Raw genomic sequence first — 16,873 nt, forward strand, 5'->3', positions numbered from 1 at the left:
AAATATAAAAAATCCGTAACCGTGATGTAAGTAAAATAATAATTGTTAATTTATTTTCTGTATTAAAAAAGTGCAGGGATATTATGTACCCATAATTCCTAAGCACTTAATTATAGGCATACCTAAATTCGATAATAACATTGACCCTACGTTGATGAGATAGCCGATTTTAGTATCCATCTACACTAAGGAATACAACTATGAACATGAAGAAGCTAGTTTTACCTTGTTTAATGAGCGTTGCACTGTTTTCAAATGTTGCGATGGCTGAATCTCAAAAAGCACAAAAACCCTTTACCATGGGTGTTGTGGTGAAAGTCGGTGGTATTCCTTGGTTTAACGTGATGGAACAAGGGATCACAGAAGAAGGTAAAAAACTCGGAGTGAATGCATTCCAAGTTGGTCCAACAACCGCTGATCCTGCGGAACAAGTTCGTGCAATCGAAGATTTAATCGCGAAAAAAGTAGATGTTATCGGTGTCGTGCCAAACGATGCAAAAGTGCTTGAGCCAGTACTAAAACGAGCACAAGAAGCGGGTATCAAAGTGATCACCCACGAATCACCAAACCAAACTAACGCAGACTGGGACTTCGAATTACTCGACACCCAAAGTATGGGTGCTAACCATATGAGAGATATGGCAGCCTGTATGGGTGAAGAAGGTAAGTACGCCATGTTTGTTGGTAGCTTAACCGTTCCTCTGGTAAATGAGTGGGCAGATGCAGCTATCGCTTACCAAAAAGCCAACTACCCGAAAATGCAAATGGTCGATGACCGTTTCGGCGTAGCTGAATCCGTTGATGACTCAATGCGTACCGCCAATGACCTGTTATCCAAACATAAAGACTTAAAAGGCATCATGTCATTCGGTTCACAAGGCCCTATCGGTGCGGGTCGTGCTATCGATAAACGCCGTAAAAATGCTGAAACATGCGTATTCGGTACCTTTACTCCAGGCCAAGGCATCAAATTACTGGAAAAAGGTGCAATTGATGGCGGTTATATTTCCAATCCAAAAGTGGCAGGGCAAGTTTTCGTCCAAGTTGCAACCGCAATGATGAATGGTGAAGCGATCAAAGATGGCGTTTCAATCGGGGATATGGGGGAAATTAAAGTCAGTGGCAACACAATTTTAAGCGATAACCCAGTCAACTTGAATATTGAAAACACCAAAAAATTGGTTGAAGTCGGTCTGTAATTACCATCTGTAAAATATCATATAAAACAAAAAAATAAGATTTACCCAGATTTTAAATTTTCTGTTTTTAAATCGTTCGAGTTGCCACCCATAGCGTGGCAGCTCGAATGATGAAGAACAAGCCAACACCAATTTATTTGCAGTAGGAATTGTACTTATGACAACCACCTCAAAAGCTGACAAATCCGATCCACTCATTACCTTGCGCGACCTTTCCAAAAGCTTTGGCGGCCACCGCGCGCTACGCAATATCGATTTGACGCTCAACAAAGGTGAAGTGCACTGCTTAGCAGGCACAAATGGGTGCGGGAAGAGCACACTGATCAAAACCATTAGTGGTGTCTATGCCCCTGATGACGGTAGCAAAATTGAGATAGACGGCAAAAGCTACAACCGTCTTACCCCAGACAAAGCCCGTGAATTGGGCGTGCAAGTTATCTACCAAGATTTATCGTTATTTCCAAACTTAACCGTTGCGGAAAATATTGCATTTGAACTGAATCTCAAAGGCTATTTTGGTTGGTTTCGCCAAAAACAACTGCGCGAAAAGGCATTAGAGATCTTAAACGAACTCGCTTTTACCATTAATCCAGACACGCCTGTGCAGTTTTTAGCCATCGCCCAGCGCCAGCAGGTCGCAATTTGCCGTGCATTAGTCGCAGACGCACGTCTGGTTATTATGGATGAGCCAACAGCTTCCTTAACCCGTACCGAAGTAAACCAGCTTTTATCTACGGTTAACTACTTAAAAGATAAAGGGATTACTGTCGTATTTGTTAGCCACCGTTTGGAAGAAGTGAAAGAAATTTCAGACCGCATTACGGTTATCCGTGATGGGCAAAAAATTGGCACATGGCCAGCAGAAGGCCTCACTACCCGTAAAATCACTGAACTCATGACGGGTTTAGACATCGTCCATGAGCGTAAGCCACCAAATAATGCCGAAGACCGCCGTTCCGTGTTAGAGCTGAAAAACGTAAGCCGTGCGGGGCAATATAGCGATGTTTCACTGAACTTAAAACGCGGTGAAGTACTGGGTTTATGTGGTTTGTTAGGTTCTGGCCGTACTGAGCTCGCCTTATCACTGTTTGGGATCACCCATCCCGATAGCGGTGAAATGAAAATTGAAGGCAAGCCAGTTAAGTTAAAAAACAATACCGATGCGATTAAACACGGCATTGGTTATGTCTCTGAAGACCGCCTGACATTAGGTGCGATTTTGCAACAATCCATCGCGGACAATATGGTGATTTCGATTCTGGATCGCCTTAAAACCCCACTGCATTTAATCGATGAAAAACAGTGCCAAGAGATTGTGCAAGAGTGGATTGCCGACTTAGACATCAAAGTCACTGACCCCAATAACGCCCTTTCGACGTTATCAGGCGGTAACCAACAAAAAGTGGTACTGGCGAAATGGATTTTAACACGCCCTAAAGTGTTAATTTTAGATTCCCCCACCGTTGGGGTCGATATTGGTGCAAAAGACAGTATTTACAAGCTAATCCACCGCTTATCAGGTGTGGGGATTTCCATTTTATTAATTACCGATGAAGCCTCCGAAGCTTATTACAACTGTGACCGAATTCTACATATGAAACAAGGTTCTATCGTTAAAGAGATTGTGACGGATTCCATCAATGAGCAGCAATTGGAGGAAATCATCAATGGCTAATTGGCAAAAACTTCGCCCCCAATCTGTCGAAGGTTGGTTAACGTGGGTCATCCTGATTATGGTGATTTTCTTCACCACCATGAGCCCACAATTTCTGACGATCCAAAACTTACTCGACCTCAGTGAAAGCTATGCAGTCACTGGTATCTTTGCATTAGGGTTATTTGTTGTCTTGGTCACCGGCGGGATTGATATTTCCTTCGCAGCTGTGGCCTCCGTCGTTCAATACGTCATTGCCACGTGGCTACTGCAAGGCTTTATTGCCAGCCCTGCATTAAGTATCACGCTGGCGATTATCATCGGGATCACTTTTGGCTTAATCAACGCGATTTTAATTTACTCGCTGAATGTGGTGTCGATCATTATCACCATCAGTATGCAATCACTGCTATTTGGCATGTTGATGTGGCTAACTAACGGGCACAGCATTTATGACCTGCCTGATTGGTGGGTTGACCCTGTGACCATCTTACCTTTTGAGGTAGACGGGGAATATTACCAAATTGGCTTGCCACTGGTTGTCATGTTGGGGATCGCCTGTTTAACGTGGATTTTAATGAACAAAACCCACATTGGCCGCCAACTTTATGCTGTAGGAGGTAGTCAAGAATCGGCATCTCGTATCGGTATTCGGGTATGGGTTATCTACCTATTTGCGTACGGTTATCTTGGTGCAATGGCAGCCATTGGCGGCATGTTGCAGACCTACCGTATGAGCGAGGTTGTACCAAGTGCCCTTGTCGGTGGTGAGTTAGATGTGCTCGCAGCGGCCGTATTAGGTGGCGCTAGCTTATCTGGTGGGCGTGGAAGCGTTATTGGTACGCTGATGGGAGTATTCCTCATCGGTATCTTGAAAAATGGCCTTAACCTGATTGGTGTCTCAAACTACTTCGTCAATATCGTCATCGGTATGGTTATTCTCATTGCGATTTGTATTACCCACTATAAGAAACGCAAAGAGACGGACGTAGGTTTTGTTTAACAGGAATATCACCATGAAAAAACAAGCTTTTTTTAAAATTGATGGCTCTGTTATCGGACTGCTTTCAATCTTTGTACTGGCTATCGCAGCCTTCAGTATCGCAATGCCAGGGCACTTTTTCACTCAAAATACCTTTTTAAGTATTACCTTCCAGCTCCCTGAGTTGGGCTTACTGACATTCGCCATGTTCGTTCCTATGTTAAGTGGCGGCTTGAACCTTGCGATTATCAGTACCGCCAACTTAACTGGGTTGTTTATGGCGTGGGTATTTATCAACTACCTCCCCGTCGATGCAGGTACTGGCACACAAATTATGTGGCTCGTTCTTGCGTTAGTAGGAGCAACCGTCATCGCGGTGATTATCGGTAGTCTAACGGGGCTAATGATTTCCCATATCGGTGCCCACCCTATCCTCGTCACATTAGGGACAATGACTATCATCAGCGGTATTGGCGTATACCTGACCAAAGGCGCTGCACTCAGTGGAATGCCTCCGATTGTACGCGCTATCGGTGCGGATACTGTCTTGGGTGTACCGATTGCTATGATTATCTTTATTATCACCGCTATTTTATTAGCACTGTTTTTAGGCTGTACCCGCTTGGGTAAAAACATCTACATGAGCGGCAGCAATATTAACGCAACGTGGTTCAGTGGCATTCGAACTGACCGTGTGATGATTGCGATTTACACCATTTCGAGCCTACTGTGTGTATTGGCAGGGCTAATTATGATGGCGCGTTTTAATTCTGCGCGTATGGGCTACGGTGATTCTTATTTATTACTCACCATCCTTGCCATCGTATTAGGCGGAACTAACCCATTCGGGGGAGTTGGTAAGGTGAGCCGTGTATTCTGTGCACTCTTGGTTTTGCAGGTGATTGCAACAGGTTTAAGCCTGCTTGGTATCAGCTTACACTTTAACCTTGCAGTTTGGGGTATCACCTTAATCTTGGCGTTAGCGTTCAAATTCTTCAAAGAAAAATGGAGCGCCAAACGTGCGATGACCCGTAATCAAAAACTCAATAAAGCATCGCCACAAAGTTAAATTTTTCAGGGAGATTATTATGCGCAAACATCCGATTGGAATTTACGAAAAAGCTTTACCGAAAAACAGCAGCTGGTTAGAAAAGTTAGCCATAGCCAAAGCCGCGGGATTTGATTTTGTTGAAATGTCAGTGGATGAAACTGACGAGCGCCTTGCACGATTAGACTGGAGCCAAGCAGAGCGCTTAGCACTCGTTAAAGCTATACAAGACACTGGCGTTCGCATCCCAAGTATGTGTTTATCTGGCCATCGTCGCTTCCCATTTGGTAGCCATGATGAGACCACGCGCTTGATGGCATATACCTTAATGGAAAAAGCCATCAAACTGGCTCAAGACTTAGGTATCCGCACTATCCAGTTGGCTGGCTACGATGTCTACTATGAAGAGCAAGATGCCCAAACCATTGCAAACTTTGAAAAAGGGATGCAATGGGTCAGTGAAATCGCGGCCGCTTCCCAAGTCATGTGTGCGGTGGAAATCATGGATACGCCATTTATGAACTCTATTAGCAAGTGGCAAGCATTGTCCGACAAAATTCGTTCTCCCTGGTTCAGCGTTTACCCTGATGTAGGCAACCTAACGGCCTGGGGTAATGATGTAGAAAAAGAATTCACAAAAGGTATTGAACATGTCGCGGCTATTCATTTAAAAGATACTTATGCTGTCACTGACACCTGTAAAGGGCAATTTCGCGATGTGCCATTTGGTGAAGGTTGCGTCGACTTTGTGAACTTATTCAAGCTGTTAAAACGTCTAAACTACCGTGGTACTTTCTTAATTGAAATGTGGACGGAAAAAGCGGATGAACCACTAGTCGAAATTATTAAAGCACGCCAGTGGATGGAAGATAAAATGCAACAAGCGGGTTGGAACAACGCGTAAAGGAGCCCAAAATGAGCACATTTTTTATGGGTGTTGACCTCGGTGGGACAGTCATTAAAGCGGGGATCTACACACCTGAAGGCCAAGAAATTACCGTTGCTGAGCACCCATTTCCCACCGAAAGCCCTGAGGCGGGTTTCAGCGAACGCAATATGGACGAATTATGGCAAGCTTCTTGCCATGTTATCCGCGATGCCATCAAAAATAGCCGTTTAAATGCATCCCAAATATCTGGCGTCAGCTTTTCTTCACACGGAAAAGGCCTGTACTTATTAGATAAACAAGGTAAACCTGTCCGCAAAGGGATTGTGTCCTCAGACTCACGCGCCCAAGCCATTGTCGATAAATGGCATCAAAATGGCACAGCAGACAACGCTTATCCGCTGAGTTTGCAGCAGTTGTGGGCTTCACACCCTGTCGCATTACTGCGTTGGTTAAAAGAAAATGAGCCTGATAATTACCGTGATACGGCCCATGTTCTGATGGTACACGACTATATTCGGTACCGCCTAACTGGACAAATCGCGTGTGAAGAAACCAATATTTCAGGTAGCCAGCTGTTTAACCAAATTCAGTCAGGTTATGACCCTAAACTTTGCCAACTCTTCGGCATTGATGAGGTGAATGACAAACTCGCTCCTGTTATCAATTCCGCAGAGCTTGCGGGGACGGTTACTCGCCAAGCAGCTGAAGAATCAGGCCTTGTGGAAGGAACACCTGTCTTTGGCGGCTTCTTTGATGTCGTTGGCGCAGCATTAGCATCGGGTGTCAGTCAAAAAGACAAACTCAGCGCAGTTGCAGGGACATGGACAATTTCCACTCGTGTTTTCGACGAAATTGTTCCCTCAGACTACCCGTATGTTTGGAGCAAATACTGTATTCCAGGCACCTATTTTGTCCATGAGGGGAGCCCAACGTCAGCCAGTAATTTGGCGTGGTTTACGCGCCATTTCTTCAACCAACGGTTGCAAGATTATGACGTACTAAACCATTGCGTTGCCGAAGGGGCAACACGGAAAAACGATATTTTATTCTTTCCATGGCTGTACGGTTCGAACTACCACAGTAACCTGCATGGCGGGTTATTAGGGTTAAGCTCACACCATACCGACGCTGACATTGTTTACGCTATTTACCAAGGTATCGTGTTCTCGCATCTGCTGCACCAAGACCGCATTGTTGGCCTTGATAATGCCACTGAATCCATCCGTTTCACGGGTGGGCCAACACAATCACCACTGTGGATGCAGATGTTCTGTGATGCCAGTAATTTGCCGCTAGATGTTGTGAACGTGCAGCAATCAGGCTGCCAAGCTGCGGCATTGTGTGCTGCGGTAGGGAGCGGGTATTATTCAGGTTTTGATGCAGCGATTGCCGCGAGTACGCCCAAAATCACTACTTACCAACCTAATGCGCTAGGCCATCAGCAATTACGTGATAAATTCACGCGTTTTAAAGCGGTCGCGGATGCATTAAGTCGTCATTAAATACACGTAAATCATAAAGGCAGCGCGGATATTAAGCCCTGCCTTTATTTTTGTTCAATTAATCCGCAACAACTTTTGTGTTAACCGTTACAGGAGAAAGTACGGTATCCTGCGGCAAGCTATCGTACTTCACAAACTCATCTCGTGGGAAAACAAACACATCGATATCTTTTTCTGGTGTGATGGTGTCCGCGACAATACTTTTAGCTGGTGATGTCAGGTTCGTTTCAACCCCTAACCAAGACGCAAAGTAATCAAACAAATTCCACTCACTTAACGTTTCATCACGAAATTCCCGTTGTGTATCGTCCGAATTCATCACCACTAACGGAATTTGATACGCCCCTTTCACCAATTGTCCGTGGCGTAGATACAAGTTGCCCTCTTTAATGAAGCCTTTATATTCTGCCTCCAAAGCCGCAACGTGTTGCTTATTCGCTTTCACTAAACCTTGCCCATGGTCAGCAAAATACAAGATGGAGAATGGGTTTTCACCATTTTTATTGTTTTCTTGCAAAATGTTATACACATCACCAATAAAATCATCACTGAGTTTTATCCCTGATACATAACAATTCACCAGACTACCCCACCCTGTATCAAACTGCTCAGGATTGATGTTGTAGTTCTCTTTGATAAGCCCACATGCGCCTTTTGGCCAGCCATCATGATGTGGCCCCCACATATGCACAAAAATCACTTTTTCTTTGTCTGACGGGTTATTTAATGCAGCTTTAAAGGCAGGCAACATTTTGAAGTCGTTAGTGAGTTTATTCACACTATCGTCAACCGTGAATTTCTCTTGTACAAACAAGTTTTCAAACCCGACTTTGCTGTCCCTTACAGGTAAAAAATAATTGGCTTTTAAAAAGTAGTTCGTAAAGCCAATTTCGTCGTCCCCAAAACTACCGTTATTACCAATATAGTAGGTTTCATAGCCCGCTTGGTTGGCAAGGTCAACAATGGAGTTATTGTTGTAATATGGCTTTTCGTGGTGCTCAGTGATAGTGCTGAGATCATTTTTGGCTAATGCACGAGTCAGCGTTGGCACTGTATTCGACGCAGCGCTGATAAAGTGGTTAAAAAAACGGCCATTTACAGAAGACAGAAATGGCGTGTTTTCTAATGGGTAGCCATAGGTGTGCATATAGTTTTTATTGGTACTTTCCCCGATGATGACGACTTTTATCTTGTATTTGTCCGCACTTTTTTTGGTAATTTGAATATCTGTTTTGGTATTCACGCCATAACATAGATCCGCGTTGGATTTTGCTGCTTGTATGAGTTCAGGCGTACATGCTTTGGTATACACCCCTGCATTTTCGGTGGTGTTCGCCTGCGCCCATGAAACTGTGGTCAGTAACAGCGTGCTGTAGAGTGCAGTGGTATTGATTAATTTCATCTCCAGATCCTTCATTTTTATCGTTTATTTTTTCTATACTGATGGAGCAAACCGATAAAATTTTTTGCATGGCTTTTCGTACAATTTTTTCCATTGTGCTATTGCCTAACAGCATGCACCAAAATTTCATCATTAAATTAATATATTGAAATAATATTTCATTAGAAGCGTTAGGTTAAGAAATTGGGATACAAGTACCAATAAAAAATATCTAAAATGGAAGGCAAAATACCTTGTTTTTATTATTACAGCCTTTACTCAGCTTTTAATTTCTTTATTAAACAAATAATTACTGAGTTATAACTGCCTTCCTATTCGGCATTTTTTTACTTGCATTCATTACATTAAGAGTTGTGATGGAGATCGGTAATTCAGCGTTTACCGAGTCTGGATTAGTGATATAGCTCTGATTTTCCATTTTCCTCGCTAGAAACCAAAATGGAACCGATTCCATAATAAGTTATTCGCAATGGTAATGGGGTTTGTCCCTTCCAAGAAGGCAGAGGAAAGTCATGAGCAAAGAGATTATTGTCGTCACCGCCGCCTACGGCGCACAAACCGTAAAACAACTTGGTGGTCAACAGGCTTTATTTGATGTTATTCAAGGAGCAAATGCGGATGGTGTCGAGATCCGTCAAGAGTTACTGCTCCCTAACGATAAGCTTGATGATATTGCTAATGGGCTGCAAGCAAGGCAACTCAGTGCGGTCTATTCTGTGCCAGATACCTTATTTCAGCACCATTCACCGATTGAAATCACAAAGCTACAGCGTTATTTCGACGATGCAAAAAAGTTGAATGCCCGCTTCCTTAAACTCTCGTTAGGTGACCTGCCAGAACAGTACAATTTAACGGACGTTATTAACCTACTCAAACATTATTCCACCCAATTAGTTATCGAAAATGACCAAACAAAAGTCGGTGGTCATATTGCTCCACTCAAACACTTTTTTAAGGATGTCGTGGCGCAAAATATGCCAATCAAAATGGCATTCGATATGGCCAATTGGCACTGGCTCGATGAAAACCCTGTCATTGCCGCGCAACACTTTGCCCCTTTGGTCGCCTACATCCACGTAAAAGCCAGCCAGTTACGTGCAGATAATAAATGCGTTGCTGTTGCCCTTGATGATAGCGACGGGTTATGGAAAGCCGTCTTAAGCTTACTGCCTAACGACGTTCCCCGCGGGATTGAATTCCCTCTTGAGGGTGATGACCTACGTGCAGTAACCGAACACTATGTTTCTCTGTTAAAGGAGATTTAATTTATGAAAAATCAATTAGATGTTGTGACCCTCGGCGAAGCCATGATGATGTTTGTGGCGACAAATACCGGTGAGCTCCATGAAGTTGAAAGCTTTGTTCGCCGTGCTGCGGGGGCAGAACTGAATGTGGCGATAGGCCTTTCCCGTATCGGCTTAAAAAGCGGTTGGGTAAGTCGCCTAGGCAATGACTCTTTTGGCCGCTTTATCCAAAGTACATTAGATAAAGAACATGTTGATCATCAATGTGTTAAATTCGATGATAATAACCCAACGGGCTTTCAACTCAAGTCTAAAGCTGAAAATGGAACCGATCCCAAAGTGGAGTATTTCCGTAAAGGTTCAGCGGCAAGTCATTTAGATCTCACTGATTTCAATGAAGATTATTTTTCCTCTGCACGCCACTTACATTTAAGCGGCGTCGCCGCAGCGCTTTCTGCCACCAGCTACCAATTATCACTCTATGCAGCGAAATGGATGCAAAATGCAGGAAAAACATTATCTTTCGACCCTAATTTGCGCCCATCTTTATGGAAAAGTGAAAGTGATATGGTAATGCAATTAAACCAGCTAGCCTTTCATGCCAATTGGGTCTTGCCCGGTTTAAAAGAGGGAAAAATCCTCACAGGTTTTGACCAACCCGAAGCCATCGCTGATTTTTACCTCTCCCAAGGGGTAGAAGCTGTAATCATCAAAACGGGCGAGCAAGGTGCTTACTATAAAACATCGAATAACCAACAAGGTATCGTCCCTGCTTGCTTAGTGAAAAATGTAGTGGATACCGTTGGCGCTGGTGATGGCTTTGCCGTTGGGGTTATTAGCGCGCTTATTGAAGGGTTATCTTTACCTCAAGCCGTCGAAAGAGGAAACTTTATCGGTGCAAGGGCTATCCAAGTGATTGGTGATAGTGAAGGCTTACCGACCAAAGCGCAGTTACAGCAAGAAATGATGACATTTTCCCCCTCAACTACCGCAGATGCTGCGTGCTAAGAAGGAGTAGATTATGACAACTAGAGCACCTGCGATGTCACGTTGGTGGCGCATTATGCCAATCGTGTTTATCACCTACAGCCTTGCCTATCTCGACCGCGCTAACTACAGCTTTGCCGCCGCTGCAGGGATCAACGCCGATTTAGGTATCACCAAAGGGATGTCCTCTCTGCTTGGCTCCCTGTTTTTCTTAGGGTACTTTTTCTTCCAGATCCCTGGCGCTATTTATGCGGAGAAACGCAGCGTCAGAAAACTGATTTTCGCCTGTATTTTCCTATGGGGTATGTTTGCTAGCTTGACAGGAATGGTCAGCAATATCCCCATGTTGGTGATTATCCGTTTCAGCTTAGGTGTGGTCGAAGCCGCGGTCATGCCCGCCATGCTTATCTACATCAGTAACTGGTTCACTCAATCCGAACGCTCACGAGCGAATACCTTTTTAATTTTAGGCAATCCCGTAACAGTGTTATGGATGTCAGTGTTATCGGGTTACTTAATCCAAGCTTTTGGTTGGCGTGAAATGTTTATCATCGAAGGTGTTCCAGCAGTTTTATGGGCATTTTTCTGGTGGCGAACTGCACGTGATAAACCAAGCCAAGTTAATTGGTTAAGCCAGCAAGAAAAAGCCGATTTAGACAAAATCCTCAGTGATGAACAAAAAAATATTAAACCTGTACGCAATTACCGCGAGGCGTTCAAATCACGTAATGTTGTGCTGCTGTGCGCACAATATTTCTGCTGGAGCATCGGGGTTTATGGCTTTGTGTTATGGCTACCCTCGATTATTCGCGGTGCATCAAACTTAGGCATGGTAGAAACTGGCTGGCTCTCTGCGGTGCCATATCTTGCCGCCACATTGGCGATGATTTTGGTATCATGGGCTTCAGACCGTATGCATAACCGTAAATTATTTGTCTGGCCAATGCTCTTAATCGGCGCAGTGTGCTTTCTTGGTTCTTACATGCTAGGCAATTCCAATTTCTGGTTATCTTATACATTACTGGTGATTGCGGGTGCCGCCATGTACGCACCTTATGGCCCATTCTTTGCGATTATCCCTGAAATGTTACCGAAAAACGTCGCTGGGGGCGCAATGGCGTTGATCAATAGCATGGGGGCCTTGGGGTCATTCTTTGGCTCATGGTTTGTCGGTTACCTCAATGGTGCCACCGGTAGCCCAAGTGCTTCCTATATGTTTATGGGTCTGGCATTGTTAGCCTCAGTGTTCTTTACGCTAATTGTGAAACCCAACCAAGAACCGAGCAGCGGTTCCGCTATCGCCAAACACGCTTAATAAGGGGCAACCATGAAAAAGAATGTTATTTTGTATAAAACGATCCCCGATACGCAACTTGCACGCTTACAGCAGCAATTTAATGTTACTGTTTTTGATGAAATGACAGAAGAAAACAGAGCGGGTTTCCAGCAAGCATTAAGTACCGCCGAGGGTATTATTGGCGCAAGCTACCCGATTACAGCAAAAGAGCTGGCCCTTGCGCCACACCTAAAAGCAGCTTCAACCATTTCAGTAGGCGTTGACCAGTTTGACATTGACGCAATGAATGCGCGGAAAATCCCCTTAATGCACACCCCCAATGTGCTTACTGAAACCACCGCAGACACTATTTTTGCCTTAGTACTTTGCAGTGCCCGCCGCATTATCGAAATGGCGGAAATGGTGAAAAATGGTCAATGGACAAAAAGCATTGGCGAAAGTGATTACGGCAGTAACGTGAATGGTAAAACCATCGGTATTTTAGGTATGGGTCGCATTGGTTATGCCGTGGCAAAGCGTGCAAATGCCGGCTTTGGCATGCCAGTTCTCTATTACAGCAACCATGCACATGCAGAGGCTGAGACAAAACTGAATGCCCGACGCTGTGATTTAGATACGCTACTGAAAGAGTCTGACTTTGTTTGTGTGGTAGTCCCATTGTTGCCATCCACGGAAAAACTGATCGGTAAAACCGAACTGGCGAAAATGAAACCTAGTGCGTTTTTGATCAATGGTTCTCGCGGGAAAATTATTGATGAAGCGGCGCTGATCGCAGCCTTAGAAAATGGGACGATACGCGGTGCGGGCTTGGATGTGTTTGAGGTGGAACCACTACCAACAGATTCTAAACTGCTCACATTACCAAATGTGGTTGCCCTGCCCCACATCGGTTCTGCCACCCATGAAACGCGCTATGCAATGGTCGAATGTGCAGTCGATAACCTCATTGCCGCACTAAACGGCGACCTTAGCGAAAATTGCGCCAATATAAGCGCGATACAAGCACGCTAGTTTCTATCAATAACACAAAGAGGGGCTCCCCTCTTTGTTCTATCCTGCCCTACAATGTGGTTGAATTCCTCACCACTAACTCACCATGGAACAGATATTGTGTTGGGGCTTTTTCGGGGTTTTCCAGCTTTTCTAATAAACACTCAACCGCTTTATGGCCCATTTCCGCTGTAGGTTGTGAAACAGAGGTAATCCCTTGCCCAGCAAAGGCCGCCCATTCGAGGTTATCAAAACTGAGAAAACCAATATCTGCTCCCCAACGTAACCCTTGTTGGTTCATCACATAGGCAAGCTGCAAGGTTAACACACCATTTGCCGCCACAATCGCTTTACGCATACCACGGTGCGAAGCGCAAAAGCTGGCAACGATGGAATCTAATTGCGCTGGGTCTGGTAAGGTGATTTGGTGAAACTCGCCTTTTACTTGCCCTTGCTGGTTTAGCAAGCGTTGGAAAGTTTGCAGGCGCTCTTTACGCGCGCTGTTATATTCAATGGGTTCGGTCACAAAGCAAATGGCCTCGAAACCTTGTTCTATCAAGTGGTTAAATGCCATTTCAGCAGATGCAGGGTTATCTAAACCGACCATATCACATGGGAAATCCTCGATTTTTCTATCGAGTAAAACAAAAGGCAATGTGGTTTGGTTTAGCACATCAATAAATTGTGCGTTCACCCCCGCTGAATTAATAATTAACCCATCAACACGGTAGCCTTTTAATAACTGAATAAATTGGCATTCCAGCTCAATGCTATTGTTTGCATTGCACACCACCGTCATAAAGCCTTGCTTGATGGACTCTGACTCGACCCCTTTGAGCACCTCCACCGAGAATGGGTTTCCGATATCGGCAATAATCAACCCTATCAACCCTGTACGGCCATGCTTTAAGCTACGCGCCATTTGGTTTGGGCGATAATTCAGTTCTTGGATTGCAGCTTCAATACGTTGGCGCATGTTATCCGACAGCAAATGCAATTCACCGTTTAAATAACGTGAGATACTGGTTTTCCCTGCCTGTGCTTTGGCAGCCACATCTTTGATTGTTGCTACTTTTTGAATTTTTGGTGCCATCGCGCGCGTTTTTTCCATGTGATGAAAAGAAAGGCTAATGCCTTATCTTACTCGAATTAATAGCAATTTACTTGCCATATTCATCTAACTTGCTGTTTTAGCCACTGAATAAAAATATCTGCTTTGGGGTTACGTTTTTCATTTAGCATCGCAAAATAGTGGCGTTGTTGACACTTGAGTGCAATGTCACCAAAAGGCATCACCAACTCTTGGCGCTTAATGCGCTTTTCAACCAACTGCTTGCGTCCCATTGCCACGCCCGCATGGTTCATGGCTGCTACAATCGCCAAATCTGAGCGGTCAAAACACAGGTTACGACGATGAGGAAATAACGATAACTGGTAGTGTTCACTCCACGCTTTCCATTCATCATAATCGGAGTTACTGCTCCAAGCCTGCCTATCATGCAACAAAGTGCAGTTTTTGAGTTGATGAATATTGTCCATCAAATCATGCTGCTTGGCATATTGTGGGCTGCATACAGGTACAATGGATTCAGGCATTAAATCTTCGCAATACAAGTTAGGCCGCGTAATATCATCGTAATAAATCGCCACATCAATACCATAACCACGAAAATTAACGTCATCATTCCCCGTTAATAAATTGAGCTGAATTGACGGGTATTGGTTGGTAAAGTCAGCAATTTTAGGGATAAGCCAACACTGGGCAATAGAAGGCCGTGAATACACGGTCAATTCCCCTGAAATCTCTTGGTTTTTAATATCCAGAATTTCTTGGTTGATATCATCCAAGTTTTTGCGCAGTGCCCAATAAATCCGTTCGCCGTCGGCGGTTAACTCAATACGCCGATGAAAGCGCTCAAATAACTTAAAACCTAATTCCTCTTCAAGAGTATTAATTCGGTGACTCACTGCACTAGGCGTTAACGCCAATTCTTGTGATGCAAGGGCAAAAGAGCAATGACGCGCCGCCGCTTCAAAAGTATGTAAACGAGAAAGCTGATGGCTCGACAACCGTTTATGCCATTGAATAAAACCCGATTGCTCAAAGGGATTAAGATTAGGTGACATCGAACCTCCTCGGTCAGTCCTGCTTTTTTCCAGAATAGCGCATTTAACATGAATTGTTATGATGCAAATCGGTGAATCCCCCTTTTTTATGACCAGTATCACGCCATTGAGTTAATTTAATTCATCTAAGAGTTAAGTTTCATCGTTTGTCACCCCTGCATATTTATTATCCAATAGAAGCACAACAACAAAATGATTAGGGGTAGGATATGGACTCTACAATGTGGATGCTCGGCACTTTGGTTATTAGTATCTTGCTGATCATCGTTTCGATTATTAAATTTAAGTTTCACCCTTTTTTAGCCCTTTTACTCGCCAGCTTCTTTGTCGGTATCTCCATGAAAATGAACCCATTAGAAATGGTAAATGCCATTGAAAATGGGATTGGCGGTACACTTGGTTTCCTCGCCGCGATTATCGGGTTGGGGACTATCCTCGGAAAAATGATGGAAATCTCGGGGGCAGCGGAACGCATCGGCGTCACTTTACAAAAAAGCCGCTGGTTAACCCCCGATGTCACGATGGTGTTAATTGGTTTAATCTGCGGTATTACCCTGTTTGTTGAAGTCGGTGTAGTGTTATTGATCCCACTAGCGTTTTCCATTGCCAAAAGAACCAATACGTCGTTATTAAAACTCGCCATTCCACTGTGTACCGCACTGATGGCAGTGCATTGCATCGTGCCACCACACCCTGCGGCGCTGTTCGTTACTAATGAATTAGGTGCAGATATTGGTACGGTGATTGTTGCGGGGCTTGCTGTGGGGCTAGTGGCTTCGTTAGTCGGTGGGCCATTATTCCTGAAATTCTTAGGTGAGCGTTTACCGTTCAAAACCGTACCCGAAGCGTTTTCTGACCTCGAGGTGCGTGACGAAAAAGACTTACCTTCTTTAAGCGCGACATTATTTACGGTTTTACTGCCAATAATTCTCATGTTAATCAAAACAGCCGCTGATTTAAACATGAGTAAAGACAATCAGTTATATACCTTACTACAGTTTATTGGTAACCCCATTACCGCCATGTTTATTGCCGCGTTTGTGGCGTATTACATGCTGGGTATTCGCCGTAACATGGGCATGAGCGTATTGCTCAGTAAAACCGAAGAAAGCTTTAGTTCGATCGCCAATATCTTACTGATTATTGGTGCGGGTGGTGCATTTAACGGCATTTTAAAAGGTAGCGGACTGAGTGATTCCCTTGCGTTAGTGCTTTCTGGTATCGACATGCACCCAATTTTGCTCGCATGGCTAGTGGCGATTATTCTTCACGCTGCTGTCGGCTCCGCCACTGTTGCTATGATGGGCGCCACCGCCATTGTGGCACCGTTAATGCCAATGTACCCACACATCAGCCCAGAAATTATGACATTAGCCATTGGTTCTGGTGCGATTGGTTGTACTATCGTCACAGACTCCCTGTTCTGGCTGGTTAAACAATATTGTAATGCCACATTGGCTGAAACATTCCGTTTTTACAGTGTCGCCACCCTTATCGCATCCCTTGTTGCGCTGGCAGGCACCTTTGCACTTTCATTTGTGATTTAAAAGAG

Annotated in this window: 14 protein-coding genes; 11 read left to right on the forward strand and 3 right to left on the reverse strand. The window is 44.3% G+C overall.

The annotated features are described in order from the left end of the window. Nucleotides 1-206 precede the first annotated feature (206 nt). The 6 genes from KDJ85_RS04545 (at nt 207) to KDJ85_RS04570 (ending at nt 7,274) form a co-directional block, all read left to right on the forward strand. The gene (locus KDJ85_RS04545; RefSeq protein WP_206083796.1) at nt 207-1,199 is read left to right on the forward strand and encodes a substrate-binding domain-containing protein; all 993 of its coding nucleotides are present in this window, start codon (nt 207-209) and stop codon (nt 1,197-1,199) included. A 157-nt stretch (nt 1,200-1,356) separates the two neighbouring features. Then, complete coding sequence (locus KDJ85_RS04550; RefSeq protein WP_225818645.1) at nt 1,357-2,874, forward strand: sugar ABC transporter ATP-binding protein; 1,518 nt, start codon at nt 1,357-1,359, stop codon at nt 2,872-2,874. Continuing rightward, nucleotides 2,867-3,856, forward strand: coding sequence for an ABC transporter permease (locus tag KDJ85_RS04555; RefSeq protein WP_206083400.1), 990 nt, complete (start codon nt 2,867-2,869; stop codon nt 3,854-3,856). Before KDJ85_RS04550 ends, KDJ85_RS04555 begins: the two co-directional genes overlap by 8 nt. Nucleotides 3,857-3,869: 13 nt before the next feature. After that, nucleotides 3,870-4,904: an ABC transporter permease gene (locus KDJ85_RS04560; RefSeq protein ID WP_225818646.1), complete on the forward strand. Its 1,035-nt coding sequence runs from the start codon at nt 3,870-3,872 to the stop codon at nt 4,902-4,904. A gap of 19 nt (nt 4,905-4,923) precedes the next feature. Then, on the forward strand, nt 4,924-5,787 hold the full coding sequence (locus KDJ85_RS04565) for an L-ribulose-5-phosphate 3-epimerase (RefSeq protein WP_225818647.1): 864 nt from the start codon (nt 4,924-4,926) through the stop codon (nt 5,785-5,787). Nucleotides 5,788-5,798: 11 nt separating this feature from the next. Then, nucleotides 5,799-7,274, forward strand: coding sequence for an FGGY-family carbohydrate kinase (locus KDJ85_RS04570; RefSeq protein WP_225818648.1), 1,476 nt, complete (start codon nt 5,799-5,801; stop codon nt 7,272-7,274). 58 nt (nt 7,275-7,332) lie between these two features. Here KDJ85_RS04570 and KDJ85_RS04575 read toward each other — a convergent pair whose 3' ends face one another. Continuing rightward, nucleotides 7,333-8,676, reverse strand: coding sequence for a phosphoethanolamine transferase (locus KDJ85_RS04575; RefSeq protein ID WP_225818649.1), 1,344 nt, complete (start codon nt 8,674-8,676; stop codon nt 7,333-7,335). 512 nt (nt 8,677-9,188) lie between these two features. Between KDJ85_RS04575 and KDJ85_RS04580 the strand changes: the two genes are divergently transcribed. The 4 genes from KDJ85_RS04580 to KDJ85_RS04595 are packed head-to-tail and all read left to right on the forward strand — an operon-like array spanning nt 9,189 to nt 13,215. After that, on the forward strand, nt 9,189-9,941 hold the full coding sequence (locus KDJ85_RS04580; RefSeq protein WP_225818650.1) for a sugar phosphate isomerase/epimerase family protein: 753 nt from the start codon (nt 9,189-9,191) through the stop codon (nt 9,939-9,941). A 3-nt stretch (nt 9,942-9,944) separates the two neighbouring features. Next, nucleotides 9,945-10,928: a sugar kinase gene (locus KDJ85_RS04585; RefSeq protein ID WP_225818651.1), complete on the forward strand. Its 984-nt coding sequence runs from the start codon at nt 9,945-9,947 to the stop codon at nt 10,926-10,928. A gap of 13 nt (nt 10,929-10,941) precedes the next feature. Beyond that, nucleotides 10,942-12,222, forward strand: coding sequence for an MFS transporter (locus KDJ85_RS04590; RefSeq protein ID WP_225818652.1), 1,281 nt, complete (start codon nt 10,942-10,944; stop codon nt 12,220-12,222). 12 nt (nt 12,223-12,234) lie between these two features. Continuing rightward, the gene (locus tag KDJ85_RS04595; RefSeq protein ID WP_225818653.1) at nt 12,235-13,215 is read left to right on the forward strand and encodes an NAD(P)-dependent oxidoreductase; all 981 of its coding nucleotides are present in this window, start codon (nt 12,235-12,237) and stop codon (nt 13,213-13,215) included. A 49-nt stretch (nt 13,216-13,264) separates the two neighbouring features. Here the strand turns inward: KDJ85_RS04595 and KDJ85_RS04600 are convergent, their stop codons facing one another. Further along, nucleotides 13,265-14,287 (reverse strand): LacI family DNA-binding transcriptional regulator, encoded by a 1,023-nt coding sequence (locus KDJ85_RS04600; RefSeq protein ID WP_225818654.1) that lies wholly within the window; start codon nt 14,285-14,287, stop codon nt 13,265-13,267. A gap of 80 nt (nt 14,288-14,367) precedes the next feature. Then, the gene (gene dsdC / locus KDJ85_RS04605; RefSeq protein WP_225818655.1) at nt 14,368-15,321 is read right to left on the reverse strand and encodes a DNA-binding transcriptional regulator DsdC; all 954 of its coding nucleotides are present in this window, start codon (nt 15,319-15,321) and stop codon (nt 14,368-14,370) included. A 209-nt stretch (nt 15,322-15,530) separates the two neighbouring features. Here dsdC and dsdX point away from each other — a divergent pair, with 209 nt between their 5' ends. Then, a complete protein-coding gene (dsdX, locus tag KDJ85_RS04610; RefSeq protein WP_206083389.1) occupies nt 15,531-16,868 on the forward strand; it encodes a D-serine transporter DsdX in 1,338 nt (445 codons plus the stop codon). Nucleotides 16,869-16,873 lie beyond the last annotated feature (5 nt).

This window comes from Providencia vermicola (genome assembly GCF_020381325.1).
Lineage (GTDB): Bacteria > Pseudomonadota > Gammaproteobacteria > Enterobacterales > Enterobacteriaceae > Providencia > Providencia vermicola.

Bases quoted from the DNA above. Each gene is read 5' to 3' on its own strand.
- KDJ85_RS04570 (WP_225818648.1), top strand. From the start codon at position 5,799: ATGAGCACATTTTTTATGGGTGTTGACCTCGGTGGGACAGTCATTAAA.
- KDJ85_RS04565 (WP_225818647.1), top strand. From the start codon at position 4,924: ATGCGCAAACATCCGATTGGAATTTACGAAAAAGCTTTACCGAAAAAC.
- KDJ85_RS04575 (WP_225818649.1), bottom strand. From the start codon at position 8,676: ATGAAATTAATCAATACCACTGCACTCTACAGCACGCTGTTACTGACC.
- KDJ85_RS04550 (WP_225818645.1), top strand. From the start codon at position 1,357: ATGACAACCACCTCAAAAGCTGACAAATCCGATCCACTCATTACCTTG.
- KDJ85_RS04595 (WP_225818653.1), top strand. From the start codon at position 12,235: ATGAAAAAGAATGTTATTTTGTATAAAACGATCCCCGATACGCAACTT.
- KDJ85_RS04545 (WP_206083796.1), top strand. From the start codon at position 207: ATGAAGAAGCTAGTTTTACCTTGTTTAATGAGCGTTGCACTGTTTTCA.
- KDJ85_RS04580 (WP_225818650.1), top strand. From the start codon at position 9,189: ATGAGCAAAGAGATTATTGTCGTCACCGCCGCCTACGGCGCACAAACC.
- dsdC (WP_225818655.1), bottom strand. From the start codon at position 15,321: ATGTCACCTAATCTTAATCCCTTTGAGCAATCGGGTTTTATTCAATGG.
- dsdX (WP_206083389.1), top strand. From the start codon at position 15,531: ATGGACTCTACAATGTGGATGCTCGGCACTTTGGTTATTAGTATCTTG.
- KDJ85_RS04590 (WP_225818652.1), top strand. From the start codon at position 10,942: ATGACAACTAGAGCACCTGCGATGTCACGTTGGTGGCGCATTATGCCA.
- KDJ85_RS04585 (WP_225818651.1), top strand. From the start codon at position 9,945: ATGAAAAATCAATTAGATGTTGTGACCCTCGGCGAAGCCATGATGATG.
- KDJ85_RS04555 (WP_206083400.1), top strand. From the start codon at position 2,867: ATGGCTAATTGGCAAAAACTTCGCCCCCAATCTGTCGAAGGTTGGTTA.
- KDJ85_RS04600 (WP_225818654.1), bottom strand. From the start codon at position 14,287: ATGGCACCAAAAATTCAAAAAGTAGCAACAATCAAAGATGTGGCTGCC.
- KDJ85_RS04560 (WP_225818646.1), top strand. From the start codon at position 3,870: ATGAAAAAACAAGCTTTTTTTAAAATTGATGGCTCTGTTATCGGACTG.